The 23539-nt window shown below is 64.1% G+C and carries 21 protein-coding genes and 1 tRNA gene; 16 read left to right on the top strand and 6 right to left on the bottom strand.

Annotated features, from left to right (window positions below):
- Positions 1 to 26 precede the first annotated feature (26 nt).
- Complete coding sequence (locus G7044_RS03880; protein WP_166326193.1) at positions 27 to 1208, bottom strand: AGE family epimerase/isomerase; 1182 nt, start codon at positions 1206 to 1208, stop codon at positions 27 to 29.
- Between the two features lie 84 nt (positions 1209 to 1292).
- Here G7044_RS03880 and modA point away from each other — a divergent pair, with 84 nt between their 5' ends.
- Genes modA through modC form a run of 3 tightly spaced genes read left to right on the top strand, consistent with a single transcriptional unit; the run spans position 1293 to position 3827 of the window.
- On the top strand, positions 1293 to 2042 hold the full coding sequence (modA, locus tag G7044_RS03875) for a molybdate ABC transporter substrate-binding protein (RefSeq protein WP_166326190.1): 750 nt from the start codon (positions 1293 to 1295) through the stop codon (positions 2040 to 2042).
- Positions 2043 to 2046: 4 nt separating this feature from the next.
- Entirely contained in the window at positions 2047 to 2742 is a 696-nt protein-coding gene (gene modB / locus G7044_RS03870; RefSeq protein ID WP_166326187.1) for a molybdate ABC transporter permease subunit, read from the top strand.
- Positions 2739 to 3827, top strand: coding sequence for a molybdenum ABC transporter ATP-binding protein (modC, locus tag G7044_RS03865; RefSeq protein WP_166326184.1), 1089 nt, complete (start codon positions 2739 to 2741; stop codon positions 3825 to 3827). The genes modB and modC overlap by 4 nt, the downstream gene beginning before the upstream one ends.
- A gap of 38 nt (positions 3828 to 3865) precedes the next feature.
- Here modC and ychF read toward each other — a convergent pair whose 3' ends face one another.
- Entirely contained in the window at positions 3866 to 4963 is a 1098-nt protein-coding gene (ychF, locus tag G7044_RS03860; RefSeq protein ID WP_166326182.1) for a redox-regulated ATPase YchF, read from the bottom strand.
- Between ychF and G7044_RS03855 the strand changes: the two genes are divergently transcribed.
- On the top strand, positions 4962 to 5744 hold the full coding sequence (locus G7044_RS03855) for an HAD family hydrolase (RefSeq protein ID WP_166326179.1): 783 nt from the start codon (positions 4962 to 4964) through the stop codon (positions 5742 to 5744). The two genes, ychF and G7044_RS03855, sit on opposite strands and share 2 nt — an antisense overlap.
- Positions 5745 to 5829: 85 nt before the next feature.
- Here the strand turns inward: G7044_RS03855 and G7044_RS03850 are convergent, their stop codons facing one another.
- Positions 5830 to 8097 (bottom strand): FdhF/YdeP family oxidoreductase, encoded by a 2268-nt coding sequence (locus G7044_RS03850; protein WP_166326176.1) that lies wholly within the window; start codon positions 8095 to 8097, stop codon positions 5830 to 5832.
- Between the two features lie 214 nt (positions 8098 to 8311).
- Between G7044_RS03850 and G7044_RS03845 the strand changes: the two genes are divergently transcribed.
- The 3 genes from G7044_RS03845 to G7044_RS03835 all read left to right on the top strand — a co-directional run bounded on the left by G7044_RS03845 (position 8312) and on the right by G7044_RS03835 (position 13008).
- Complete coding sequence (locus G7044_RS03845) at positions 8312 to 11050, top strand: ATP-dependent Clp protease ATP-binding subunit (RefSeq protein ID WP_166326173.1); 2739 nt, start codon at positions 8312 to 8314, stop codon at positions 11048 to 11050.
- A 118-nt stretch (positions 11051 to 11168) separates the two neighbouring features.
- A complete protein-coding gene (locus tag G7044_RS03840) occupies positions 11169 to 12209 on the top strand; it encodes a Dyp-type peroxidase (protein WP_166326170.1) in 1041 nt (346 codons plus the stop codon).
- Between the two features lies 1 nt (position 12210).
- A complete protein-coding gene (locus G7044_RS03835) occupies positions 12211 to 13008 on the top strand; it encodes a family 1 encapsulin nanocompartment shell protein (RefSeq protein ID WP_166326167.1) in 798 nt (265 codons plus the stop codon).
- Between the two features lie 18 nt (positions 13009 to 13026).
- On the opposite strand, the gene G7044_RS03830 is transcribed toward G7044_RS03835, so the two are convergent.
- Positions 13027 to 13347 carry a phospholipase D-like domain-containing protein gene (locus G7044_RS03830; protein WP_235931119.1) on the bottom strand — a complete coding sequence of 107 codons (321 nt, stop codon included), beginning with the start codon at positions 13345 to 13347 and terminating at the stop codon, positions 13027 to 13029.
- A gap of 379 nt (positions 13348 to 13726) precedes the next feature.
- On the opposite strand from G7044_RS03830, the gene G7044_RS03825 reads away from it, so the two are divergent.
- The 9 genes from G7044_RS03825 (at position 13727) to G7044_RS03785 (ending at position 22206) form a co-directional block, all read left to right on the top strand.
- Positions 13727 to 14761, top strand: a complete 1035-nt coding sequence (locus tag G7044_RS03825) for a sulfate ABC transporter substrate-binding protein (protein WP_166326161.1) — start codon at positions 13727 to 13729, stop codon at positions 14759 to 14761.
- 5 nt (positions 14762 to 14766) lie between these two features.
- Positions 14767 to 15600: a sulfate ABC transporter permease subunit CysT gene (gene cysT, locus G7044_RS03820; protein ID WP_166326158.1), complete on the top strand. Its 834-nt coding sequence runs from the start codon at positions 14767 to 14769 to the stop codon at positions 15598 to 15600.
- The gene (cysW, locus tag G7044_RS03815) at positions 15593 to 16486 is read left to right on the top strand and encodes a sulfate ABC transporter permease subunit CysW (protein WP_166326155.1); all 894 of its coding nucleotides are present in this window, start codon (positions 15593 to 15595) and stop codon (positions 16484 to 16486) included. The genes cysT (G7044_RS03820) and cysW (G7044_RS03815) overlap by 8 nt, the downstream gene beginning before the upstream one ends.
- A gap of 7 nt (positions 16487 to 16493) precedes the next feature.
- Positions 16494 to 17213, top strand: coding sequence for a sulfate/molybdate ABC transporter ATP-binding protein (locus G7044_RS03810; protein ID WP_166326152.1), 720 nt, complete (start codon positions 16494 to 16496; stop codon positions 17211 to 17213).
- Positions 17214 to 17478: 265 nt separating this feature from the next.
- A complete protein-coding gene (locus tag G7044_RS03805) occupies positions 17479 to 18558 on the top strand; it encodes a sulfate/molybdate ABC transporter ATP-binding protein (protein ID WP_166326149.1) in 1080 nt (359 codons plus the stop codon).
- Positions 18559 to 18568: 10 nt separating this feature from the next.
- On the top strand, positions 18569 to 19570 hold the full coding sequence (locus tag G7044_RS03800; RefSeq protein ID WP_166326146.1) for a sulfate ABC transporter substrate-binding protein: 1002 nt from the start codon (positions 18569 to 18571) through the stop codon (positions 19568 to 19570).
- On the top strand, positions 19567 to 20409 hold the full coding sequence (gene cysT / locus G7044_RS03795; RefSeq protein WP_166326143.1) for a sulfate ABC transporter permease subunit CysT: 843 nt from the start codon (positions 19567 to 19569) through the stop codon (positions 20407 to 20409). Before G7044_RS03800 ends, cysT (G7044_RS03795) begins: the two co-directional genes overlap by 4 nt.
- A complete protein-coding gene (cysW, locus tag G7044_RS03790) occupies positions 20409 to 21212 on the top strand; it encodes a sulfate ABC transporter permease subunit CysW (RefSeq protein ID WP_166326140.1) in 804 nt (267 codons plus the stop codon). Before cysT (G7044_RS03795) ends, cysW (G7044_RS03790) begins: the two co-directional genes overlap by 1 nt.
- 55 nt (positions 21213 to 21267) lie before the next feature.
- Entirely contained in the window at positions 21268 to 22206 is a 939-nt protein-coding gene (locus G7044_RS03785) for a pirin family protein (protein WP_166326137.1), read from the top strand.
- A gap of 27 nt (positions 22207 to 22233) precedes the next feature.
- Here the strand turns inward: G7044_RS03785 and G7044_RS03780 are convergent, their stop codons facing one another.
- Both G7044_RS03780 and G7044_RS03775 read right to left on the bottom strand, forming a co-directional pair.
- Positions 22234 to 23253 carry an LLM class flavin-dependent oxidoreductase gene (locus G7044_RS03780; RefSeq protein ID WP_166326134.1) on the bottom strand — a complete coding sequence of 340 codons (1020 nt, stop codon included), beginning with the start codon at positions 23251 to 23253 and terminating at the stop codon, positions 22234 to 22236.
- Positions 23254 to 23450: 197 nt separating this feature from the next.
- A tRNA-Pro gene (locus G7044_RS03775) sits at positions 23451 to 23527 on the bottom strand.
- Between the last annotated feature and the right edge of the window lie 12 nt (positions 23528 to 23539).

Raw genomic sequence — 23539 nt, 5'->3', positions numbered from 1 at the left:
GACCGGGTTTTGGCCGGCGGAACCGGTCAGCCAGCGCCGGGCGGCAGGCCCGCCAATGCCGCGGTCAGGGCGTGATAGATGTCTGGCTTGCCGGGGAACAGCGTCTCGACCGGCTGACCGGCCTCGTCGATCTCGCCGAACCAGCTGCCATGTTCATGGTCGATATGGTGGCGGTCGAGATGTGTCCACAGCCGGTCGAGATCCGCCAGCCAGCCGTCGTCCCCAGTTGCCTGTCGCAACGCATGGGCCGTGGCAACCGCCTCGGCCACGGGCCACCAAAGGCGGCGACGGTTGTCGATCTGGCCATCCCAGCCCATCGTATAGGCCAGCCCACCCTCGGGCAGCCAGGCGTCTTTCATGGCGCGAGAATAAAGCTGCTTTGCGGCCTCGACCGTCCAGTCATCCTGCGGGTCGCGGCCGCCCAGTTCGCGCATCTCCAGCACCAGCCGCGCCCATTCGATGGCATGGCCCGGTGTCGTTCCAGGTGGGCGGAACATCGGGTCACCGGCGAAATCGCGGTCGATCTGCCAGTCCGGGGTGAAATGTTCCGGCACCACCCAGCCTTCTGCGCGGGCATGGCGGTCGATCATGAAGGCCGCAATCTGGCGCGCCATGTCCAGAAATTCCGGGTCGCGCCATGTGTCATAGGCCGCCAGCAGCGCCTCGGTCAGGTGCATGTTGGCATTGCCGCCGCGATAGGCGGGCGGGTTCGTCCAATCTTCGTCGAACGTGTCCGACACCGCGCCCGGATCGGCCTCCCAGAACCGATTGCGCAGGTTGTCCATCACCAGATCGCGCAGCTTGTCGGCATCGGTGTTGCCCAGCTTTGCAGCCCATGCGGCGGCCAGCAACACGAAGGCGTGACCATAGGCCTGCTTCTTGCGGTCAAGGGGGCCGGCGTCATCCGCGCTCCACCAGAAGCCGCCATTTTCGGGGTCGTAATGGCCGTTCAGCAGGAAGGTCGTACCATGATCGACGATCTCGCGCGCCTTCGGGTAGCCAAGCGGCGCACCGCGTGCATAGGCGTGGATCATCCGCGTGGTTTCGTGCAGTTCGCGGGCATTTCCCTTGCCGCGCGGATCATCAGGCAGTTGCGACCCATCGCGCGCCAGTTTGTAGAACCCGCCATCCGGATTGACCGCAGCGGCATGAAAATCCAGCAGCCGCAACGCCTCGGCACGGCTCCAGTCTGCATCGTATTTCGACACGCTACCCTCCTGTCTGATCGCGTTATGGCTTGCTTGCGGCGCGGGAAAGGTCAATATGTCCCACGAAACATAACGGAGGACGCAATGAAGATCACCAGTCTCGCCGCAGCCATGACCCTGATCGCCCTGCCCGCCACGGCCGAGGAGGTTTCCGTCTTCGCCGCCGCCTCGATGAAGACGGCGCTGGATCAGGTCGCCGCCGATTTCGAGGCCGCGACCGGCAATGATGTGACCATCAGCTATGCCGGGTCCAATGCGCTGGCAAAGCAGATCATCGAAGGTGCGCCCGCCGACATCTATGTCTCTGCCGCGGTCAACTGGATGGACGAGGTCGAAAAGGCCGGTCTGGTCGCCGATGACAGCCGCCGCGACCTGTTCGGCAATACGCTGGTGCTGGTCGCCCATGACGAAGTCCCCGCGACCGAGATCGGCGCGGATCTGGACCTGACCGGCATGGTGGGTGACGGCAAGCTGGCAATGGCATTGGTCGATGCGGTGCCCGCCGGTCAATACGGCAAGGCGGCGCTGGAAAGCCTGGGCCTGTGGGACGGCATCGCGCCTTCGGTCGCGCAGGCCGACAATGTCCGCGCGGCGCTGGCACTGGTCGCTGTGGGCGAGGCCCCTTATGGCATCGTCTATGCCACCGACGCCAAGGCCGAGCCGCGCGTCCATGTCGTCGGCACTTTCCCCGACGACAGCTATCCCCCGGCGATCTATCCCGGCGCGCTGCTGACCGGTGACGCCGATCAGGCCGACCGCGATTTCTTCGAAGCGCTTTCCTCGGACGCGGCAGATGCCGTCTTTGCCGAACAGGGTTTCAAGATCCTGAATTGACGCGATGGACTGGCTGACCCCGGAAGAATGGCAGGCGGTGGCGCTGTCTCTGAAGGTCTCGCTTTGGGCGGTGGCCGCCAGCCTGCCGTTGGGCGTGCTGGTCGCCTATGCGCTGGCGCGCTGGCGCTTTCCGGGGCGGCAGGTGCTGAACGGGCTGGTCCATCTGCCGCTGATCATGCCGCCCGTCGTCACCGGCTATCTGCTGCTGCTGGCCTTCGGGCGGCGCGGCATCTTCGGTGCACCGCTGGCAGAATGGTTCGGCATCGTCTTTGCCTTTCGCTGGACGGGTGCTGCATTGGCGGCGGCACTCATGGCCTTCCCGCTGATGGTCCGCACGATCCGCCTTGCGATCGAGGCGGTCGACCCCCGCCTTGAACAGGCCGCATCCACCCTTGGCGGCAGCCGGGTGATGGTTTTCGCGACCATCACCCTGCCGCTGATCCTGCCCGGCATCATCGCCGGCAGCATCATCGCCTTCGCCAAGGCCATGGGCGAATTCGGCGCGACGATCACCTTCGTGTCCAACATCCCCGGCCAGACCCAGACCCTGCCAAGCGCCATTTATACCGAGTTGCAGGTGCCGGGTGGCGAAGCCCAGGCCGCGCGGCTGGTCATGGTCTCGCTGGTCATCGCGCTTGGCGCATTGCTGGCGTCGGAATGGGTCGGTCGCGCGGTGGCCAGACGGATTTCCGGCGCATGAGCCTGTCTGTCCAGATCAAGCACGATTTCCCCGGCTTCGCGCTGGATGTCGATTTTACCGCCGGGCCGGGCGTCACAGCGCTGTTCGGCAGGTCCGGCGCGGGCAAGACGACGGTGGTCAATGCAGTCGCGGGTCTGCTGCGCCCGGATCACGCCCGCATCACCTTTGGCGATGAAGTGCTGACCGATACGCAGCGCGGCATCTTCCTGCCGCCCCACAAGCGCCGCGTCGGCTATGTCTTTCAGGACGCGCGGCTGTTCCCGCATCTCAGCGTGCGGGGCAATCTGGACTATGGCCGCAGGCTTGCACCCCGTACCGCACGGCCAGACGATGCCCGTGTGACCGAGATCGTCGATCTTCTGGGCATCGGTGCGCTGCTTGATCGCCGCCCCGGCGCGCTGTCGGGCGGCGAAAAACAGCGGGTGGCGCTTGGCCGGGCGATCCTTTCGGGGCCGCGCCTGCTGCTGATGGATGAACCGCTGGCCGCACTTGACGACGCCCGCAAGGCCGAGATCCTGCCCTATCTGGAAAACCTGCGCGACAATCTGGGGCTGCCGATCCTGTATGTCAGCCATGCAATGCCCGAAATCACCCGGCTGGCCAGCACCGTCATCATGCTGGACGGCGGCCGCGTGATGACTGCGGGCCCGACCGAGGCGGTGCTGTCCGACCCCGCCAGCAGCACCGCATTGGGCCGGGAAACCGGCGCTTTGCTGACGGCGAGCGTGGCGGCGCAGGATGTCGACGGGCTGGCGCGGCTGGATACGCAAGCCGGGCCGGTCTGGGTGGCGCGGCCCGATCTTGCAATCGGCACGAAGGTACGCCTGCGCATTCTCGCGCAGGACGTGATGCTGGCGACCGAGGCGCCGCGCAATATCTCGGCGCTGAACGTGCTGACGGGGCGGATCGACCGGATCGAGAATGCGCCCGATGGTAGCGTGCTGGTCCGGCTGCACCTGGGCGATGGTACGGCGATCCTGTCCCGGATCACCTCGCGGTCCCGCGACGCCTTGCAGCTGGAGATCGGGGCGTCCGTCCACGCCGTTCTGAAATCCGTGTCAATTGCCGAGGTGGCGGCGAACTGACCAAAGCGCCCCTGTCCAGGCAGGGGCGCCGCCCGAGATCAGGCGTTGAACAGGAAGTGCAGGACGTCGCCGTCCTTGACCTCATAGGTCTTGCCTTCAACGCGGAACTTTCCGGCCTCACGCGCGCCAGATTCGCCATTGCCTGAGACATAGTCGTCATAGGCGATGGTTTCAGCGCGGATGAAGCCACGTTCAAAATCGCCGTGGATCACGCCCGCCGCCGCCGGGGCCAGCGTGCCCTTGCGGATCGTCCAGGCGCGCGCCTCCTTCGGGCCGACGGTGAAATAGGTCTGCAAGCCCAGAAGGTCGTAACCCGCACGGATCAGCCGGTCCAGACCGGCCTCGTCCAGCCCCATTTCTGACAGGAACATCTCTTGCTCGTCTGCGGGAAGCTGGCTGATTTCTTCCTCGATCCGGGCAGAAATAACCACATGTCCGGCACCCTGCGCCTCGGCCATCTTGGCCACGGCGTCGGAATAGGCGTTGCCCTTCGACGCCTCGTCCTCGGCCACGTTGCAGACGAACAGCACGGGTTTGGCGGTCAGCAGTTGCAGCATGTTCCAGGCCTTGCGGTCGTCATCGGACACCTGGACCGAGCGCGCGGGCTTGCCGTTTTCCAGCGCCACCTGCGCGGCCTTCAGCAGGCGCTCCTGCTCGACCGCCTCCTTGTCGCCGCCCTTCAGCTTGCGGGTCAGGTTCGCCAGCCGCTTTTCGACCGATTCCAGATCGGCGATCATCAATTCGGTCTCGATGGTTTCCGCATCGGCGATGGGATCGACGCGGCCCTCGACATGGGTCACGTCGCCATCTTCAAAGCAGCGCAGCACATGGGCGATTGCGTCCACCTCGCGGATATTGGCCAGGAACTGGTTGCCAAGGCCCTCGCCCTTCGAGGCGCCTTTCACCAGACCGGCGATGTCGACGAAGGTGATCCGCGTCGGGATGATCTGCTTGGACCCGGCGATCCCGGCCAGCTTGTCCAGCCGCGGGTCGGGCACAGCCACATCGCCGACGTTCGGCTCAATCGTGCAGAAGGGAAAATTCGCCGCCTGCGCGGCAGCGGTGCGCGTCAGCGCGTTGAACAGGGTCGATTTGCCGACATTCGGCAGCCCGACGATCCCCATGCGAAAGCCCATGTCGAAATCCCATGCGATTGGTTTGCGCGGTCTTTACGCGCCCGATCCGGGTTCGTCCAGTTCCCCGGCCTTTCCCCTGCCCGTCAAATGGGGTTTAAGCGGCCATATTCCTAGCGAACCGGACAAGATGATGAAACGCGCGATCCTGTGGGACATGGATGGAACGCTGATCGACAGCGAGCCGGCACATGGCGCCGCATTCGATAAATCCGTGGCCGAACTGGGCCTGACCTTCCCGGCCGATTTCCACGACCGGCTTCTGGGCAGTTCCTCGGTCGAGGTGCATGCGGCCGTGGCCGAAAAGGCTGGCCCCGACTTTACCTATGACGACTGGATGGGGCTGAAATGGGGGCATTTCGTCGATCAGATCGCCAAGGTTCAGCGCCGCAAAAGCCTTGCCGACATCGCCGAGGCGAAGGCCGCGCAAGGGCTGCCGATGGCGGTGGTGTCGAACTCGACAGCGGATGAGGTCGCCATCGGGATGAAGGTCACCGGGCTGGACAAGATCATCCCCGTGACCGTCAGCCGCGCCGATGTCGAAGCCGGCAAGCCCAGCCCCGAAGGCTATCGGCTGGCAGCGGCAAGGCTGGGCGTGCCGCCAGAAGACTGTCTGGTGGTGGAAGACAGTCTGGTCGGCGCGCAAGCGGGCCTGAACGCCGGGATGCGTGTCCTGTATCACCCGCAGCACGCAGCCCGCGATCCGGGCAGCCTTCCGCCGGGGTTGCGCTATTTGCCGCCCGATGCCGATCCGGCGCCGGTGATCGAGGAAATGCTGCGCTGAACGACCAGATCTCGCTGAGTTTCCTCAGCCGTCTGATCGGGACGGTCATCTGGGGCAGGCCGACTACCCTGCCCCAAGGCCTGCATCACCCCGCGACGATCCGAACCGGGATGGATTTCGCGGCCGGCGTCCCGCTGAGGGGATCGAAATAGTACAGCGGAAGCAATGGGTTGAGTTCGGGATAATAGCCCGCCACCGCACCGCGCGGCAGTGAATAGCGGACCACTGACAACCCTTCGACCCGGCGCGGTTCACCATCGGTGCTGATGGTTTCCAGCGCAATCTCTGCGCCTTCGGACAGACCATTCGCGGCGATATCCTCGGCATTCATGAACAGCACCATGCGGCCACCGCGAATGCCGCGATAGCGGTCATTGTCGCTGTAGACGGTGGTGTTGAACTGGTCATGCGAGCGGATCGTGGCCAGCCGCAGCATCGTAGGATCGGCCACCGGGTCGTTAACCTCCAGCCCCGGCAGGATCAGGAAATTCGCCCTTCCGTCGGGCGTGTTCCAGATCCGTTGGCGCGGCGGAACCTCCAGATGGAAACCCATCGGCTGTTGGATGCGGGTGTTGAAATCGGTGTAGATCTCCGGGAAGACCTCGGCGATCTTGTCGCGGATCAGGTCGTAGTCCTGCGCGTATTCGGCCCATTTCACCGGGCTGTCGGGCACAGCCGCCTGAGCGATGCGGCAGACGATTTCCACCTCTCCGATCAGGTCTGGACTGGCCGGTTCCAGCACCCCGCGCGAGGCGGTGACATTGGCCATCGCGTCCTCGATGGTGACGAATTGTTCGCCTTTGGCGGTGGCCAGCACTTCCGAGCGCGCGATGACCGGCAGGATCAGCGCCTCATGGCCATGGACCACGTGGCCCCGGTTCAGCTTGGTCGCGATCCCGACCGTCAACCCGACCGAGCGCATGGCCCGGTAGGCCCGATCCGTATCCGGCACCGCGCGAACGAAATTGCCGCCCAGACCGATGAAGACGCGGACGGTCCCCGCTTCCATCGCGGCAACGGTTTCCACCGCGTGATGGCCCGGCGCGCGCGCCGGCTCGAACCCGAAAGCGTCGCGCACGCGGTCCAGATAGGCCTCGGTCGGGGCCTCGTTGATCCCTACCGTGCGGTCGCCCTGCACATTGGAATGCCCGCGCACCGGAACGATGCCCGCGCCGGGCTTGCCGTAATTGCCGCGCAAAAGCAGCAGGTTCGAGATCTGCTGGACCAGTTCGGTGCCGCGCTGATGCTGGGTGATCCCCATCCCGTAAGCGATCATCGTCGCATCGGATTTCGCATAAATGTCAGCGCATTCGCGGATCTTCGCCTCGGGCAGCCCGCAGGCTTCGACCAGTTCCGGCCAGTCATGGGCCATCACATCGGCGCGCAAGGCATCAAGCCCCGAAGTGTGATCGCGGATAAAGTCGTGATCCAGCACGCCCTCGCCCGCCGCGTCGCGTTCGAACAGGGCGCGCATCATGCCCTTCAGGAAGGCCAGATCACCGCCGATGCGGATCTGCAGGAAGTCGCTGGCGATGTCGGTATGGCCGAACCGCGCCATCTGGATCACGTCCTGCGGTTCGGTAAATTCGATCAGCGCCCGTTCGGGCATCGGGTTCACGGCGATGATCGGAACGCCGCGTTTTCGCGCCTCGACCAAGTTCGACATCATCCGCGGCGAGTTGGTGCCGGGGTTCTGCCCCAGGATGAAGATCGCCTGCGTATGGTCCCAATCCTCCATCACGCAGGTGCCCTTGCCGATGCCGATTGACGGCGGCAGCCCCCTGCTGGTCGGCGCGTGGCACATGTTGGAGCAATCGGGGAAATTGTTGGTCCCGAAGGCGCGGCCGAGAATGGCATACAGAAACGCCGCCTCGTTCGGGGTCCGGCCCGAGGTGTAGAACTCTGCCTGGTTGGGGTCCTCCAAGGTGCGCAGATGCTGGCCAATCAGCGCGAAGGCGTCATCCCAGCTGACCGGGACATAGTGGTCAGTCGCCGCATCATAGCGCATGGGTTCAGTCAGGCGGCCCTGCTTTTCCAACCAGTAATCCGACTGCGCCGCCATTTCGGTCACGCTATGGCGGGCGAAGAAATCCCGGTGGGCACGGAACTTCGTCGCCTCATGTGCCAGCGCCTTGGCGCCGTTTTCGCAGAATTCCAGCTTCTTGGTGCAATGCGCATCGGGCCAGGCGCAGCTGGGGCATTTGAACCCGCCCGGCTGGTTCATCGACAAGAGCGCGCGAGACCCCTTGGTCAGCACGCTTTCCTGCATCAACGCCTTTGCGGTGGCCGCAGCGGCCCCCCAGCCCCCCGCGGGATGGGCATAGGGTTTGAAGCGCAGTTTCTGCCTGGCCATGATGAACCTCCTGTATCGCGCAGCGTTAGACAACCATGAGCGGGCGGGTTTGGCCAGCAGACAAGGGCCGCCCTGCCCTTGCGGCAATATGGGAATCGCGGTCTTAATCGGCCTCGGGGAGGACCGAATCGGCATCCATCATACCCCCACGGGACCACATCGCCCGCATTCGACCGGAAATATCTGATTGACTGAAATCTGACCGGAGAAAGATATGGCACAAGAACTTTGCGAAATCTGCGGCATCCGCCCGGCGACAATGCGCGTGGCCGTCATGCAGGACGGGCAGCGCGAGGAACTGGATATATGCGATTACGACTATGCCCGCCTGACGCGGCAGCAGCGCTATTCCTCGCCAATGGAATCGATGTTCGGCGGCGATCCTTTCGGCGATCTGATGGGGCGGGCGCGGGAAATGATGGGCGCTTCCGACCGCGGCCCGCGCCGTCAGGCCGCGCCGGATGCGTCGCTGGGCGAACGCCAATATGTCGACACGTTCAGCGAACAGGCCAAGGCCATGCTGCAAAAGGCGGCCGAGCGGACCACCAAGGCCGGCAGGCGCGAAATCGACACCGAACAATTGCTGTATGTGCTGCCCGACAGCGACGCGGTGGAGGCCATTCTGAAGCAGTTCAAGGTCAACCCGGCAGATCTGCGCGCCGAAATCGACCGCCGTGCCACGGACGAGCCGGGCGGAAAGATCAGCGAAGATGATGAAATCGGCGTCTCGCCTCGCGTGAAAAGCGCGCTGAACCGGGCCTTTACCGCTGCGAAGGAAATGGGTCACAGCTATGTCGGGCCCGAACATCTGCTGATCGGCCTGTCGGAAGTGCCGGACAGCTATGCCGGCACGCTTTTGAAGAAATACGGCCTGACCCCGCAGGCCTTGCGCCAGCAGACCGTGAAGGTCGTCGGCAAAGGGGCCGAGGATGGCCGGGTCGAGACGCCGACCAGCACGCCCGAACTGGACAAGTTCAGCCGCGACCTGACCAAGATGGCGCGTGAAGGCAAGCTGGATCCGGTGATTGGGCGCGCCCAGGAAATCGAAACGACGATCGAAATCCTGGCCCGACGCAAGAAGAACAACCCGGTGCTGATCGGCGAGCCCGGCGTCGGCAAGACTGCCATCATCGAGGGTCTGGCGCAGCGGATCAACAATGGCGAAGTGCCCGAGGTTCTGCGCGACAAGCGCCTGATCGAACTGAACATCAACTCGCTGGTGGCCGGTTCCAAATATCGCGGCGAGTTCGAGGAACGCGTCAAGACGCTGATGGACGAAATCACCGCCGCCGACGACCTGGTGATCTTTATCGACGAAGTTCACACCATCGTCGGCGCCGGGACCGGTGGTGGCGAAGGGGGCCTTGACGTGGCCAATACCTTCAAGCCCGCGATGGCGCGGGGTGAGTTGAACCTGATCGGTGCGACGACGCTGGCCGAGTACCAGAAATACATCGAAAAAGACGCGGCGCTTGAGCGCCGGTTCCAGCCGGTCATGGTGCCCGAACCTTCCGTCGATCAGACCATCAACATCCTGCGCGGCCTGCGCGACAGCATGGAGGCGCATCACAAGGTCATCATTCTGGACGAGGCGCTGGTATCGGCGGCGGAGCTGTCCGACCGCTATATCACCGGCCGCTTCCTGCCCGACAAGGCCATCGACCTGATCGACCAGGCGGCGGCGCGGGTGCATCTGTCGACCACCTCGCGCCCCGCCGACATCCAGGAATCCGAGGCAGAGATCGCCGGGCTGAAACGCGAACAGGCCTATGCCACCTCGCGCAAGAACTTCGACAAGGCCAAGGAATACGAGGGCCAGATCGCCGAACGCGAGAAGGATCTGGAGGAAAAGACCGACGCCTGGCGGTCCAAGGTCGGATCCTCCAGCGCCGAGGTGAAGGTGGGCGACATCGCCGATATCGTGTCCAAGCTGACCGGCATCCCGGTCAACGACCTGACGCAGGAAGAAAAGGACAAGCTGCTGCAGATGGAGCAGCTGCTGCACCAGCGCGTCATCGGTCAGGATCAGGCCATCGACGCGGTATCGGACGCCGTGCGGCTGTCGCGCTCGGGGCTCAAGCAGGGCAACCGCCCGATTGCGTCCTTCCTGTTCCTCGGGCCGACCGGCGTCGGCAAGACGGAACTTGCAAAGGCGCTGGCGGAATCGATCTTCGGGGATGAAGACGCGGTGATCCGCATCGACATGTCCGAATATATGGAACGCCACGCCGTGGCCCGGCTGATCGGCGCGCCGCCCGGCTATGTCGGCTATGACGAGGGCGGGCAGTTGACCGAACGCGTCCGGCGGCGGCCCTATAGCGTCATCCTGCTGGACGAGATCGAGAAGGCCCACCCCGACGTCTATAACGTGCTGTTGCAGGTGCTGGACGACGGGCGGCTGACCGATGGCAAAGGCCGGGTGATCGACTTCAAGAACACGATCATCATCGCGACCAGCAACCTCGGGTCCAAATACATCATGGACAATGCCAAGGTGGACGGCGGTAAGGTCACGCCCACGGTCCGCGAGGAAGTGATGGAGGTTCTGCGCGGCCATTTCCGCCCGGAATTCCTGAACCGCATCGACGAGATCATCATCTTCGACAGCCTCGCGAAGAACGAGATCGGCAATATCGTGAAGCTGCAGCTGGACGGTGTGAAGCGGCTGGCACTGGGTCAGGACATCACCCTGAACTTCGATGACAGCATGGTCGGCCATCTGGGCGATGAAGGTTTCCAACCGGAATTCGGCGCGCGTGAATTGCGCCGTCTGATCCGGCGCGAGATCGAGGCGCCGTTGGCCAAGGAAATGCTGGCCGGCAAGGTGAAAGAGGGCGACAACGTCACTGTCACCTGGTCGGAAGCCGATGGCGCGGGCTTCAAGGTCGATGCACCCAACCCGCCCAAACCCGCCAAGGCCAAACCCAACGGCGACGGCGCGGCGGCCTCGTGACCTTTTGAGGCGCGGCGGATCTTCGCCGCGCCTTCCTTTGGGCGCAGAGCCCGCGCAATAGTGGATGCGCCGGGCCAACCGCATCCCGTTTCCGAACTGCCACAGTCAAGGACCGCACATGATCGCCGCCCCTCAAGCCGTCGAAAGCCCGCTGACCCGCGCGGCGATCTTTATCGTTGTGACCGTGAAACCGGACGAGGCCGCGCTGGAAACGGTGCGCAAGGTTTGCGGCGGCATGGCCTCGCTGATCCGCGCGGTGGGCTTTCGCAATCCCGACGCGCAGCTGAGCTGCGTCATGGGCATCGGCGCAAACCTGTGGGACCGGCTGGGCCAACCGAACCGCCCGCAGGGGCTGCACCCATTCCGTGCCATCCACGGCGTGTACGATGCGCCGTCCACACGGGGCGACATCCTGCTGCATATCCGCGCCCAGCGGGTCGATTACTGCTTCGAAATGGCGATGCAGGTGATGCGGCAGCTGGGCGAGGCGGTCGAATTGCAGGACGAAACGGCGGGGTTCAAATATTTCGACAACCGCGACCTGCTGGGCTTTGTCGACGGCACTGAAAACCCCGCCGGTCAGGATTTGGACGCCGCCGTCGTGATCGGCGACGAGGATCCCGATTTCGCCGGCGGGGCCTATGTCATCACCCAGAAATACATGCATGACCTGGCAAAATGGAACGCCCTGCCCGTGGAAACCCAGGAACGCATTATCGGCCGTCACAAGCTTTCGGATATCGAGTTCCCTGACGACAAGAAGGCACCTTATGCCCATAACGTGCTGACCAATATCGACGATGCCGAAGGCAGGCAGTTGCAGATCCTGCGCGACAACATGCCCTTCGGCAGCCCGTCGCGTGGCGAATTCGGCACCTATTTCATCGGTTATGCCTGCGAGCCGGGCCGGATTGAACGCATGTTGGACAACATGTTCATCGGCGATCCGCCCGGCACCTACGACCGGATTCTGGATGTCAGCACTGCCGTGACCGGCAACCTGTTCTTCGTCCCATCCGCCGACTTGCTGGAGGCGCTTGGCGATGGTCCCGGCGATGTGCCCGACAATAGCGGGAACGGCGGGGCGGATGATGACAACGCCCCTGCCCGTTCCCGCGACGGGTCGCTGGGCATCGGATCCTTGAAAGGGGGAAACTAGGATGAACAACCTGAATCGCGATCTGGCACCTGTCAGCGCCGCCGCCTGGGACCAGATAGACGACGAGGCCGCCCGCACCCTGAAGCGCTATCTTGGCGGGCGGCGTGTGGTCGATATGCACGGCCCTGACGGCTACGCGCTCAGCGCTGTCGGGACGGGCCATATCCGTCCGGTCGAACCGATCGCCGATGGCGTGCAATCGGCGCAGCGCGCGGTCGATCCGCTGGTTGAGCTGCGCGTGCCCTTTACCCTGTCGCGTCGGGCCATTGACGACGTCGCACGCGGATCGAACGATTCCGATTGGCAGCCACTGAAAGACGCCGCCCGCCAGATCGCGCTGGCAGAGGATCGGTTGATCTTCGAAGGCTATGCCAGCGCCGGCATCAAGGGCATCCTGCCCGAAACCAGCAACCCGACGGTCACGCTGCCCAAGGAGGCGTCCGACTATCCGCAGGCGGTTGCACGCGCCGTCAGCCAGTTGCGGCTGGCCGGCGTGAACGGACCCTACGCGCTGGTGCTGGGCACTGCCGCCTTCACCGCTGCCACTGGCGGGGCCGAGGACGGCTATCCCGTCGCCAGTCACCTGAAAAAGCTGGTCGACGCCGATGTGGTCTGGAGCCAGGCGCTGGAGGGCGGCGCAGTGGTGACCACGCGCGGCGGCGATTTCGACCTGTATCTGGGGCAGGATATCTCGATCGGCTATCTCAGCCATGATGCCGACAGCGTCACGCTGTACCTGCAGGAAACGCTGACCTTCCAGATGCAGACCTCGGAAGCGGTGGTGGTGCTGACCGCCTGAATAAACGGCGGCCCGGTATCACAGCACCGGGCCGAGGATCGCCAGTGCGTTGTTCCAGATCCGACGTGTGACCGGCCAGGCGGCCACCTCCTCAAGCAGAACCTGACGACTGTCTGCCAGATAGCTTTGCTGGCGTTCGCAAATCATCGCCGTGGTCGCCTTGTCGTTCAGCAGGATGTTGTTTTCATAGTTCAGATCAAAACTGCGCCGGTCCATATTGGCCGACCCGATCAGCGCGATGCGCCCGTCCACCGTCAGCGTCTTGCTGTGAAGAAGGCCCGGTTTGTATTCCCAGACATTCACCCCGTCCCGAATCGCAATCGTGCCTGCACGCCCCATCGGATTGGCTGTGGCCCCAGGCGCACAGTGCGAGGGCCCGCATGGTGGGCCGCGAATTGCCCAAAGCGTGTGCATTCCCGTCTAGCGACCTGACCCGCAAATCCTGGTTGCTCGCCACTAACCTGCCCATTTCCGAAGCAGAATAAAAGACGACTGCCGCAGTCGAGATTTTTTTCTTGCCATACACGATAATCTCGGTCGTAATTATGGTGTAGGGCCGACAATCGCCGCCCCGCACCAAAAGAAGGGACATGCAGATGACCGAAGTCCGGGCCATCAGAACCACCGTGCAAACCGTCCGTCTGCGGATGCTCCGCGCATGAACGGCACGCCCCAACGCTTCCTAAATTTGCAGATTACCAACAGGGACCAGACCGATATGAAACCGCATACGACCCCTACCCTTAGATTCCCGACCGTCTCGCTGCGCGCCGGCATCTCGACCCTGGCGTTGGCGGCACTGGCGCTGACGGCCCTGCCGGGCACCCTACGCGCGCAAGAGCTGCTGAATGTCAGCTATGACCCCACGCGCGAACTGTACCGCGAGGTGAATGAGGCCTTCGCCCAGAAATGGCAGGCCGAAGGGCACGATGTCCCCGGGATCGAGACCAGCCACGGCGGCTCGGGCGCGCAGGCCCGCGCGGTGATCGACGGCCTTGGCGCGCAAGTGGTGACGCTGGCGCTTGCCTCGGACATCGACAAGATCGCGGCCACAGGCAAGCTGCCTGCTGACTGGCAGTCGAAACTGCCGCATAATTCCAGCCCCTACACCTCGACCATCGTCTTCCTGGTCCGCAAGGACAATCCCAAGGGGATCAAGGATTGGGGCGATCTGGTCAAGGACGGGGTCGAGGTGATCACGCCGAACCCGAAAACCTCGGGCGGGGCGCGCTGGAACTATCTTGCCGCTTGGGCCTGGGCCGAAAAGAACGGTCAGGACCCGAAGGCATTCGTGGGCGAGTTGTTCACCCATGTTCCGGTTCTGGATACCGGCGCGCGCGGCGCGACAACCACCTTTGCACAGCGCGGCATCGGCGATGTGCTGCTGGCCTGGGAAAACGAGGCCTATCTGGCGCTGAAGGAAATCGGCCCGGACGCGTTCGAGATCGTCGTCCCCTCGGTCAGCATTCTGGCCGAACCGCCGGTCGCCGTGGTCGAGGCGAATATCGCGGATGACGCGCAGCGCGCCCTTGCCGATGCATATCTGGATTTCCTTTACAGCCCCGAAGGTCAGGCGCTTGCCTTCAAGCATTACTATCGCGCCTGGGATGACAGCGCCGCCGCACCGGAAGACGTGGCCCGTTTTCCCAAGCTGGAACTGGTCGATATCGGCCATTTCGGCGGCTGGGCAAAGGCGCAGCCGGAACATTTCGGTGATGGCGGCATCTTCGACCAGATCTTTACGGCGAAGTGACCGTCATGCCCGCCCTGGTCCAGAAAACCCCGATGCCGGGCCTGCGCCTGTCCGCCGGCATCACCCTGACGATGCTGTCCATCGTCGTGCTGCTGCCGATTGGTGCCCTTCTTCTGAAGGGCGCCAGCTTCGGGCCCGGCAATGTCTGGGAGGTGGTCAATCGCGAACGGGTCTGGACGGCGCTGCTGTTGTCCTTCCGGCTGTCGGTCTTCGCGGCGCTGTTCAATCTGGTGTTCGGGGTGCTGCTGGCTTGGGTTCTGGTTCGTTATGACTTTCCGGGCCGGCGCCTGGTCGACGCTGCCGTCGATCTGCCCTTTGCCCTGCCCACGGCCGTCGCCGGCATCGCGCTGACCACGCTTTACGCGCCCAACGGCGCATTCGGACAGCTGGCCGCGCAGATCGGCTGGAAGATAGCCTATACCCAATGGGGGATCCTGCTGGCCCTGATTTTCGTGGGCCTGCCCTTCGTGACCCGCACCGTCCAGCCGGTGATCGAAGAGATCGACCGCGAGGTCGAGGAAGCCTCGGCCACACTTGGCGCATCGCGGCCGCATACGCTGCGCCATGTCATCCTGCCGATGCTGACACCCGCCGCGCTGACCGGCTTTGCGCTGGCGCTGGCGCGGGCGGTCGGCGAATACGGCTCGGTGATCTTCATTGCCGGGAACATCCCCCTGAAGACCGAAATCGCGCCCCTGCTGATCGTCATCCAGCTGGAGGAGTTCAACTATGACGCCGCTGCCGCAATCGGCATCGCCATGCTGCTGATCTCGTTCGCGATGCTGCTGGCGATCAACATCATCCAGATCGTTTCGCGCAGGAAAATGGGCCATGTCTGACGCCAGCCTCATCACCCCCGACGCCCGGCCGGGCCGCCCGCGCAAGTTCCGGGCCGCCACCGCCGAAGCCGCACCTGCCAGGCTGGCGCTGATCGGGATCGCCCTGACGGGCGTCGCCATCCTGATCCTCGCCCCGCTGGCAACCGTCTTCGCCGAGGCATTGGCCGATGGCTGGGCAGCCGCCCTTGCCAGCCTGACCAAGCCCGACGCCCGCAGCGCAATCCAGTTGACGCTGCTGATCACCGCCATCGCCCTGCCGCTGAATGCCGCATTCGGCGTCGCCGCCGCCTGGCTGATCACCAAGTTCGACTTTCGCGGCAAGGCCTTCCTGATCACGCTGATCGACCTTCCTTTCTCGGTCAGCCCGGTCGTGGCGGGCCTGTGTATCGTGCTGCTGTTCGGGGCCAATTCGCTGATCGGCGGCTGGCTGGTGGCGCATGGTCTGCCCATCGTCTTCGCCATTCCCGGCATCGTGCTGGCCACCGTCTTCGTCACCTTCCCCTTCGTCGCCCGCGAACTGATTCCGGTGATGATCGAACAGGGCCGAACCGAGGAAGAAGTCGCGCTGACCCTTGGCGCGTCGGGTTGGCGGGTGTTCTGGACCGTGACCCTGCCGAATATCCGCTGGGCGCTGCTTTATGGCGCGCTTCTGTGCACCGCCCGTGCCATGGGCGAATTCGGCGCCGTGGCCGTCGTTTCGGGCAAGATCCGGGGCAAGACCGCGACCATGCCGATCACCATCGAGATGCTGTATAACGAATACCTCTCGGTCGCCGCCTTCTCGATGGCTGCTGCGCTGACGGCGCTGGCACTGATCACCCTGACCCTGAAAACCGCGTTGGAGCTGCGTCACGCCGACCAGCTTGCCGCCATCCGCCGACACTGAGGGAGCCATGGACATTCATATCGACGAAATCGCCAAGGAATTCGGCAAGGCCACCGCGCTGAAACCGGTGACGCTCTCCATCCCCTCGGGCGCGCTGGTGGCGCTGCTGGGGCCGTCCGGCTCTGGCAAGACGACGCTCTTGCGCATTCTGGGCGGGCTAGAATTTCCGACCTCGGGCCGGGTGCTGTTCGATGGGCAAGACGCGACGGGGATGAGCGTTCAGGACCGCCGCGCGGGCTTTGTCTTTCAAAGCTATGCCCTGTTCCGGCACATGACGGTTTTCGACAATATCGCTTACGGTCTGAACGCCCGCCCCCGCGCCAAACGCCCGGAAAAGGCCGAAATCGCCCGCCGCGTCACCAAGCTGCTGGAGCTGATCCAGCTGCCCGATATCGGCGCGCGATACCCCAGCCAGCTTTCCGGCGGTCAGCGCCAGCGGGTCGCCCTCGCCCGTGCGCTGGCGATCGAGCCGCGGATGCTGCTGCTTGACGAGCCCTTCGGCGCGCTTGATGCGAAGGTCCGCAAGGAGTTGCGTCAGGGCCTGCGCGACATCCATGACGAGACCGGCCTGACCACCGTCTTCGTCACACATGACCAGGACGAGGCGATGGAGCTGGCCGATGTGGTCGTGGTCATGTCGATGGGCAGCATCGAACAGATCGGACGCCCGCAGGACATCCGCGACCGACCCGCCACCCCCTTCGTACGCGATTTTATCGCCGCCTAGCACGCGCATGATATGGTGGCAGCCGCCGCCATATCGTTCTGCAATCAATCCGCAGCCGCCTGCGGATAAGGACAACATTCCACATCCGCACCTCAGCGAAAAACAACCTCCTGATGCCTGCGCAGAATGACCTGCATATCCCGCTTCATCACCACGCCCCCGAACAACATCCCGGAATTGCGGGCAAATCCCGCCGCAATCCGTCAACATCCGTCTTGTATCCGTCACATTGTGGAAATATTTCCCTGTTCGATAAGGGGACCCCATGACCATCAGCATTACCGGCCTGACCAAAAGCTTCGACGCGACGCAAGTGCTGCGCGGCATCGACCTGAAGGTCGAGGATGGCGAGTTGCTCGCGCTGCTGGGGCCATCGGGCTCGGGCAAAACGACATTGCTGCGCATCATCGCCGGTCTCGAATGGCCAGATGCCGGGCAGTTGGTAGTTGCCGGTCAGGATTGGCTGGCCCTGCCCGCCCAAAAACGCCGCATCGGCTTTGTCTTTCAACATTACGCGCTGTTCCCGCATATGACCGTGCGCGACAATATCGCCTTTGGCCTGACCGTGCGGCCCCGCAGCGAACGCCCCGCGCCGGCACAGATCGACGCAACCGTCGACAACCTGTTGAACCTGTTGCAGATCCCCCATCTGGCAGACCGCTTTCCCGGCCAGCTTTCCGGCGGGCAGCGGCAGCGCGTGGCGCTTGGCCGGGCGCTGGCGATTCAGCCCGCGGTCCTGTTGCTGGACGAACCCTTTGGCGCGCTTGACGCCGCGATCCGCCGCGATCTGCGCCGTTGGCTGCGCGAGGTCCACGAAAAGACCGGTTCGACCACGATTTTCGTCACCCACGATCAGGAAGAAGCGTTCGAGCTGGCCGATCGCGTGGTGGTAATGGGAGATGGCCAGATCAGCCAGATCGGCACCGCCGACGAGATCCACGATCACCCGGCATCGGCCTTTGTGGCGCAGTTCATGGGTGCGTCGATCACCCTGCCGGTCACCCTTCGCGGCGGCCGCGCCGAGGCACCGGGCCTGGACGCGCGCGAACTCATGACCTGCGCCGAGGCGGACGGGCCGGGCCAGCTGCACCTGCGCCCCGACAGCATCGCGCTGGAATCCGATCCGGCAAGCCCCTGGGTGCTGACACGCAAGGACAGCAACGGCACCGACCTGCGGCTGGTCCTGACCGGGCCCGACGACAGCCAGATCGACGTCGACCTGCCCCGGCGCGGCGCGCCCGCGCTGGTGGTCGGCGGCCACTTCCGCCTGCGTCCGCTTTGGGGCGCCATGTTTTCGGACGCCGGGCCAGTCGCGCCCGCCGCCCCTATCCGACTTTCAGCCTGAGGAGCATTCCATGAAACACGGTCTTTTCCGGGCCGCCGCCCTTGCCATCGGCATCGGCGCCGCCTTCCCTGCGCTTGCGCAGGACAAGATCCTGAATGTCAGCTATGACATCGGCCGCGAGGTTTATGAGGCGCTGAACCCGCTGTTCATCGCCGAATGGAAGGAAGAGACGGGCAAGGATCTGACCATCGACCAAAGCCACGCTGGGTCGTCCAAGCAGGCCCGCGCCATTCTGGAAGGGCTGCCCGCAGACGTGGTGACCTTCAACCAGGAAATCGACGTGGACATGCTGGCCAAGGGCGGCATGCTGCCCGAAGACTGGCGCGCGCAACTGCCGAACAACGCCTCGCCCTATTACTCGCTGCCCAGCTTCCTAGTCCGCAAGGGCAACCCCAAGAACATCCGCGACTGGTCCGACCTTGCGCGTGAAGATGTTCAGCCGGTCTTCCCGAACCCGAAAACCTCGGGCAACGGGCGCTATACCTATCTGGCGGCCTATGCTTACGGGCTGGACCAGAATGGTGGCGACGCGGCCAAGGCGCAGGAACTGGTCAAGGCGATCTTCGCCAATGTGCCGGTCTTTGACACCGGCGGGCGCGCCTCGACCCAGACCTTCGCCGAACGCGAAATCGGCGACGTGCTGATCACGTTTGAGGCCGAAACCGGCGCCATCGCGAAACAATATGCCGACAAGGGTTTCGAACGCGTCACGCCTTCGCTGTCGCTGTTCTCGGCCTTCCCGGCTGCGGTGGTGACGGCCAATGCCGACAAGAACGGCACCGCCGAGGTATCCAACGCCTATCTGGAATGGCTGTACACGCCCGAGGCACAAGAGGTCATCGCCCAGAACTTCTATCGCGTGAACGATCCCGACGTCACCGCCAAGCATGCGGCAGAGTTCCCCGAGGTGAAGCTGGTCACCGTCGACGAGGTTTTCGGCGGCTGGGACGCAATCAGCGCGGAACACTTCGCTGAAGGCGGCATCCTCGATCAGGTTTTCGTCAACCAATGACCGACATCGCGGCACCCATCCGCGCAAAACGCGTCCTGCCGGGGTTCACATTGAGCCTCGGCACGGTGCTGCTTTACATGACCGTGATCGTGCTGCTGCCGGTGCTGGCCCTGATCCTGAAGGGCGCGGAAATCGGCCCGGCGCGGTTCTGGGATATCATCACTTCGGCCCGGACGCTGGCAGCGCTGCGCCTGACGATTACCGCCGCGCTGATCGCCACCGCCATCAACGCCGTATACGGGTTGCTGATGGCCTGGGTTCTGACGCGTTACGAATTTCCGGGCCGCCGCATTCTGGACGCGCTGATCGACGTGCCTTTCGCCCTGCCGACCGCCGTCGCCGGCCTGTCCTTGACGGCGTTGTTTTCGGGCAATGGCTGGTTCGGCCAGTTGCTGGAGCCCTTGGGGATCAGCGTCACCTATACGATCTGGGGCGTGGCACTGGCGATGTCCTTCACCTCGATCCCCTTTGTCGTGCGCACGGTTCAGCCTGTGCTGGAAGACCTCGACCCGGCTTATGAACAGGCCGCGCGCACGCTTGGGGCCAGCGAGTTCACCATTTTCCGCCGCGTCGTCTTTCCGCAGATCCTGCCCGCCTATCTGGCCGGCTGCACCATTGCGCTTGCCCGTAGTCTGGGAGAGTTCGGCGCCGTCGTTTTCATCGCTGGCAACCTGCCCTTCAAGACCGAAATCGCCGCGCTATTGGCGTTTATTCGGCTTGAAGAATACGACTATCAGGGTGCCGCGGCCATCGCGCTGGTGCTGCTGTTTTTTGCGCTGATCCTGCTTTTCGTCTCGAACCGACTGCAAGCGCGCGCCATGCGATTCAAGGAGCGGTGATGACACGTCAAAGCCGTCTTTTGCCCCGCCTGCTGATCGCAATCGCCGTGTTGTCCACGCTGGTCATGGTGGTGGCGCCGCTGTTCTATATCTTCGCCGCCGCCTTTGCCCAAGGCTGGCGGGCCTACGTCCAGAACATCATGGACCCGCTGACACTGCACGCCATCTGGCTGACGGTGTTGGTGGCGCTGATCGTGGTGCCGCTGAACATCGTCTTTGGCGTCGCGGCCGCCTGGCTGATTGCCCGCTTCCGCTTTCCCGGTCGCAGCCTGCTGGTGACAGCGATCGAGATCCCCTTCTCGATCTCGCCCATCATCGCCGGCATCTGCTATCTGCTGCTTTACGGACGCCAGGGCTTTCTGGGACCGTGGCTGGAAGCCCATGACATCCAGATCCTGTTCGCCCTGCCCGGCATCGTGCTGGTGACGCTGTTCGTCACCTCGCCCTTCGTCGCGCGCGAGGTGCTGCCCTTGATGCAGGCACAGGGAAGCGAGCAGGAAGAGGCCGCCGTGACCCTTGGCGCAAGCGGCTGGCAGATTTTCCGTCGGGTGACCCTGCCCAATATCCGCTGGGCGCTGCTGTATGGCGCGGTGCTGTGTACGGCCCGTGCGGTCGGCGAATTTGGCGGTGTATCCGTCGTGTCGGGCAGCATTCGTGGGCAGACGAACACCCTGCCCCTGCATGTCGAACTGCTGTTCAACGACCTCAACGTCGCTGGCGCGTTTGCCGCTGCCTCGACCCTGACATTGATCGCGGTGGTGACGTTGCTGCTGAAAGCGGTGCTGGAAGGCCGCGCCCGCTGACGGTTGCGGGGCCGTCGGCCGTGGCCTAGTCTGGTTTCAGCCAGAGGAGACCGCCATGAGCTGGAACCCCGCCCTTACCCCCGGAAACCCCGACGAAATCGGTCTGGACGCCATTGAGACCGTCATCGTGCCGCGCACCCGCGACCTTGGCGATTTCGAAGTCCGCCGCGCCCTGCCCGCGCCACAGCGTCAGATGGTCGGGCCTTTCATCTTCTTCGATCAAGCCGGGCCAGCCGAGTTCCTGACCGGCCAGGGCGTCGATGTGCGCCCGCATCCCCATATCGGGCTTGGCACCGTCACCTTCCTGTATCGCGGCGACTTCCATCACCGCGACAGCATCGGCACCGATCAGGTGATCCTGCCCGGCGCGGTCAACTGGATGGTCGCGGGCAAAGGTGTGACGCATTCCGAACGCACCTCGGAAGCGGGGCGCAAGGGGCCGCACAGCCTTTACGGCATCCAGACCTGGATCGCGCTGCCCGAAGACCGCGAGGATATGGACCCGATCTTTGAACATCACGGCAAGGAAACCCTGCCGCAATTCGAGGCCGAAGGGGTGCAGGCGACGCTGATCCTTGGCAATGCTTACGGCGAAAAGGCCCCGGCGACGCTGTATTCGGAAACCTTCTATCTGGATGTGGCTCTGGCACCCGGTGCCCGTTTTCCACTGCCTGACGATCACGAAGATCGCGGGCTTTATATCACCGAAGGATCGGTCACCATCGCCGGCGACACCTTCGAGGCCGGGCGGATGATGGTCTTCCGCCCCGGCGACAAGATCACCGTGGCCGCAGGTTCGCAGGGCGCGCGGTTGATGGCGCTTGGCGGTGCGACGCTGAACGGTCCGCGCTATGTCTGGTGGAATTTCGTCGCCTCCAGCCGCGAGAAGATCGCCCATGCCCGAGAGGAATGGCGCGCCGCGAATTGGGGCGAGGGCCAGTTCGAACTGCCCACGGGCGACAAGCACGAATACATTCGCGCGCCCGAGAAATAGCCGCGCCCGGCAGGCTTTCGTGCAGCGTCAGCGCCAGCCAAGTGCCGGCGCGACATGGCGCAGGATACTGTCCAGCACATGCACGTTGTATTCGACGCCCAGCATGTTCGGGACCGCAAGCAGCAGGGTATCGGCTTCGGCAATCGCCTCGTCTTCACGCAGCTGTTCGATCAGGCGGTCGGGCGTATCGGCATAGCTGCGCCCGAAGATCGAGCGGGTCTGGTCGATCATGCCGACCTGATCATCCTCCTTGCCGCCACGCCCGAAATACATCCGGTCCTCGGGCGTCATCAGCGCGAAGATCGAGCGGCTGACCGAAACGCGCGGCGCGCGGTCGTGGCCGGCGGCTTTCCAGGCCTCGCGGTAAGCGCGGATCTGCTTGGCCTGCTGGATATGGAAAGGCTCGCCGGTCTCATCCGTCTTCAGGGTCGAGCTTTGCAGGTACATCCCCTGTTCCGCGGCCCAGACCGCAGTCGCGTCCGAGGCCGCCCCCCACCAGATCCGGTCGCGCAATCCTTCCGAGGTCGGCTCCAGTCGCAATAGCCCCGGCGGATTGGGGAACATCGGGCGCGGGTTGGGTTGCGCGAAGCCCTTGCCTTCCAGCAGTTGCAGGAAGGTCAGCGCATGTCGCCGGGCCATCGCAGCCTCGTCCTCGCCCTCGGCCGGGGCAAATCCGAAATGCCGCCATCCGTCGATCACCTGCTCGGGCGAGCCGCGGCTGATGCCCAGTTGCAGCCGGCCACCGGCGATCAGATCGGCGGAACTCGCATCCTCAACCATGTAGAACGGGTTTTCATAGCGCATATCGATGACGCCGGTCCCGATCTCGATTTTCGAGGTACGCGCACCGATCGCCGCCAGCATCGGGAAGGGCGACGAAAGCTGGCGGGCAAAGTGATGGACGCGAAAATAAGCGCCGTCGATGCCGATCTTTTCGGCCTCGACCGCGAGTTCGATGGATTGCAGCAGCACGTCCGAGGCGCTGCGCACCTGCGAACCGCGTTCTGGCGACCAGTGCCCGAAGGACAGGAAACCCAGCTTTTTCATGTGATCCCTCCAGAATGACCGCTGCCGGCCAGCGGGTCCAAGACACCAAGGTTAGGCAGACGCGCAGGAAGCGCAAGCGCATCGAAAGATGCGACGCGGGAACGATTGGTATCCACGCACCGTCCGTGCGATTCGGGAATGCAGCCCGGCAAGCGCAGACTGGAAAGGCCACGCCGGAAGCCACAACTGCTGAGTGATGGTCGGGGCGAGAGGATTCGAACCTCCGGCCTACGGTACCCAAAACCGTCGCGCTACCAGGCTGCGCCACGCCCCGACGGGTTGCTTC

The organism is Paracoccus xiamenensis (assembly GCF_011308835.1).
Taxonomy (GTDB): Bacteria; Pseudomonadota; Alphaproteobacteria; order Rhodobacterales; family Rhodobacteraceae; genus Paracoccus; species Paracoccus xiamenensis.
Note: the sequence above shows the minus strand (reverse complement) of the source record. Positions and strands in the feature narration are given on the sequence as shown.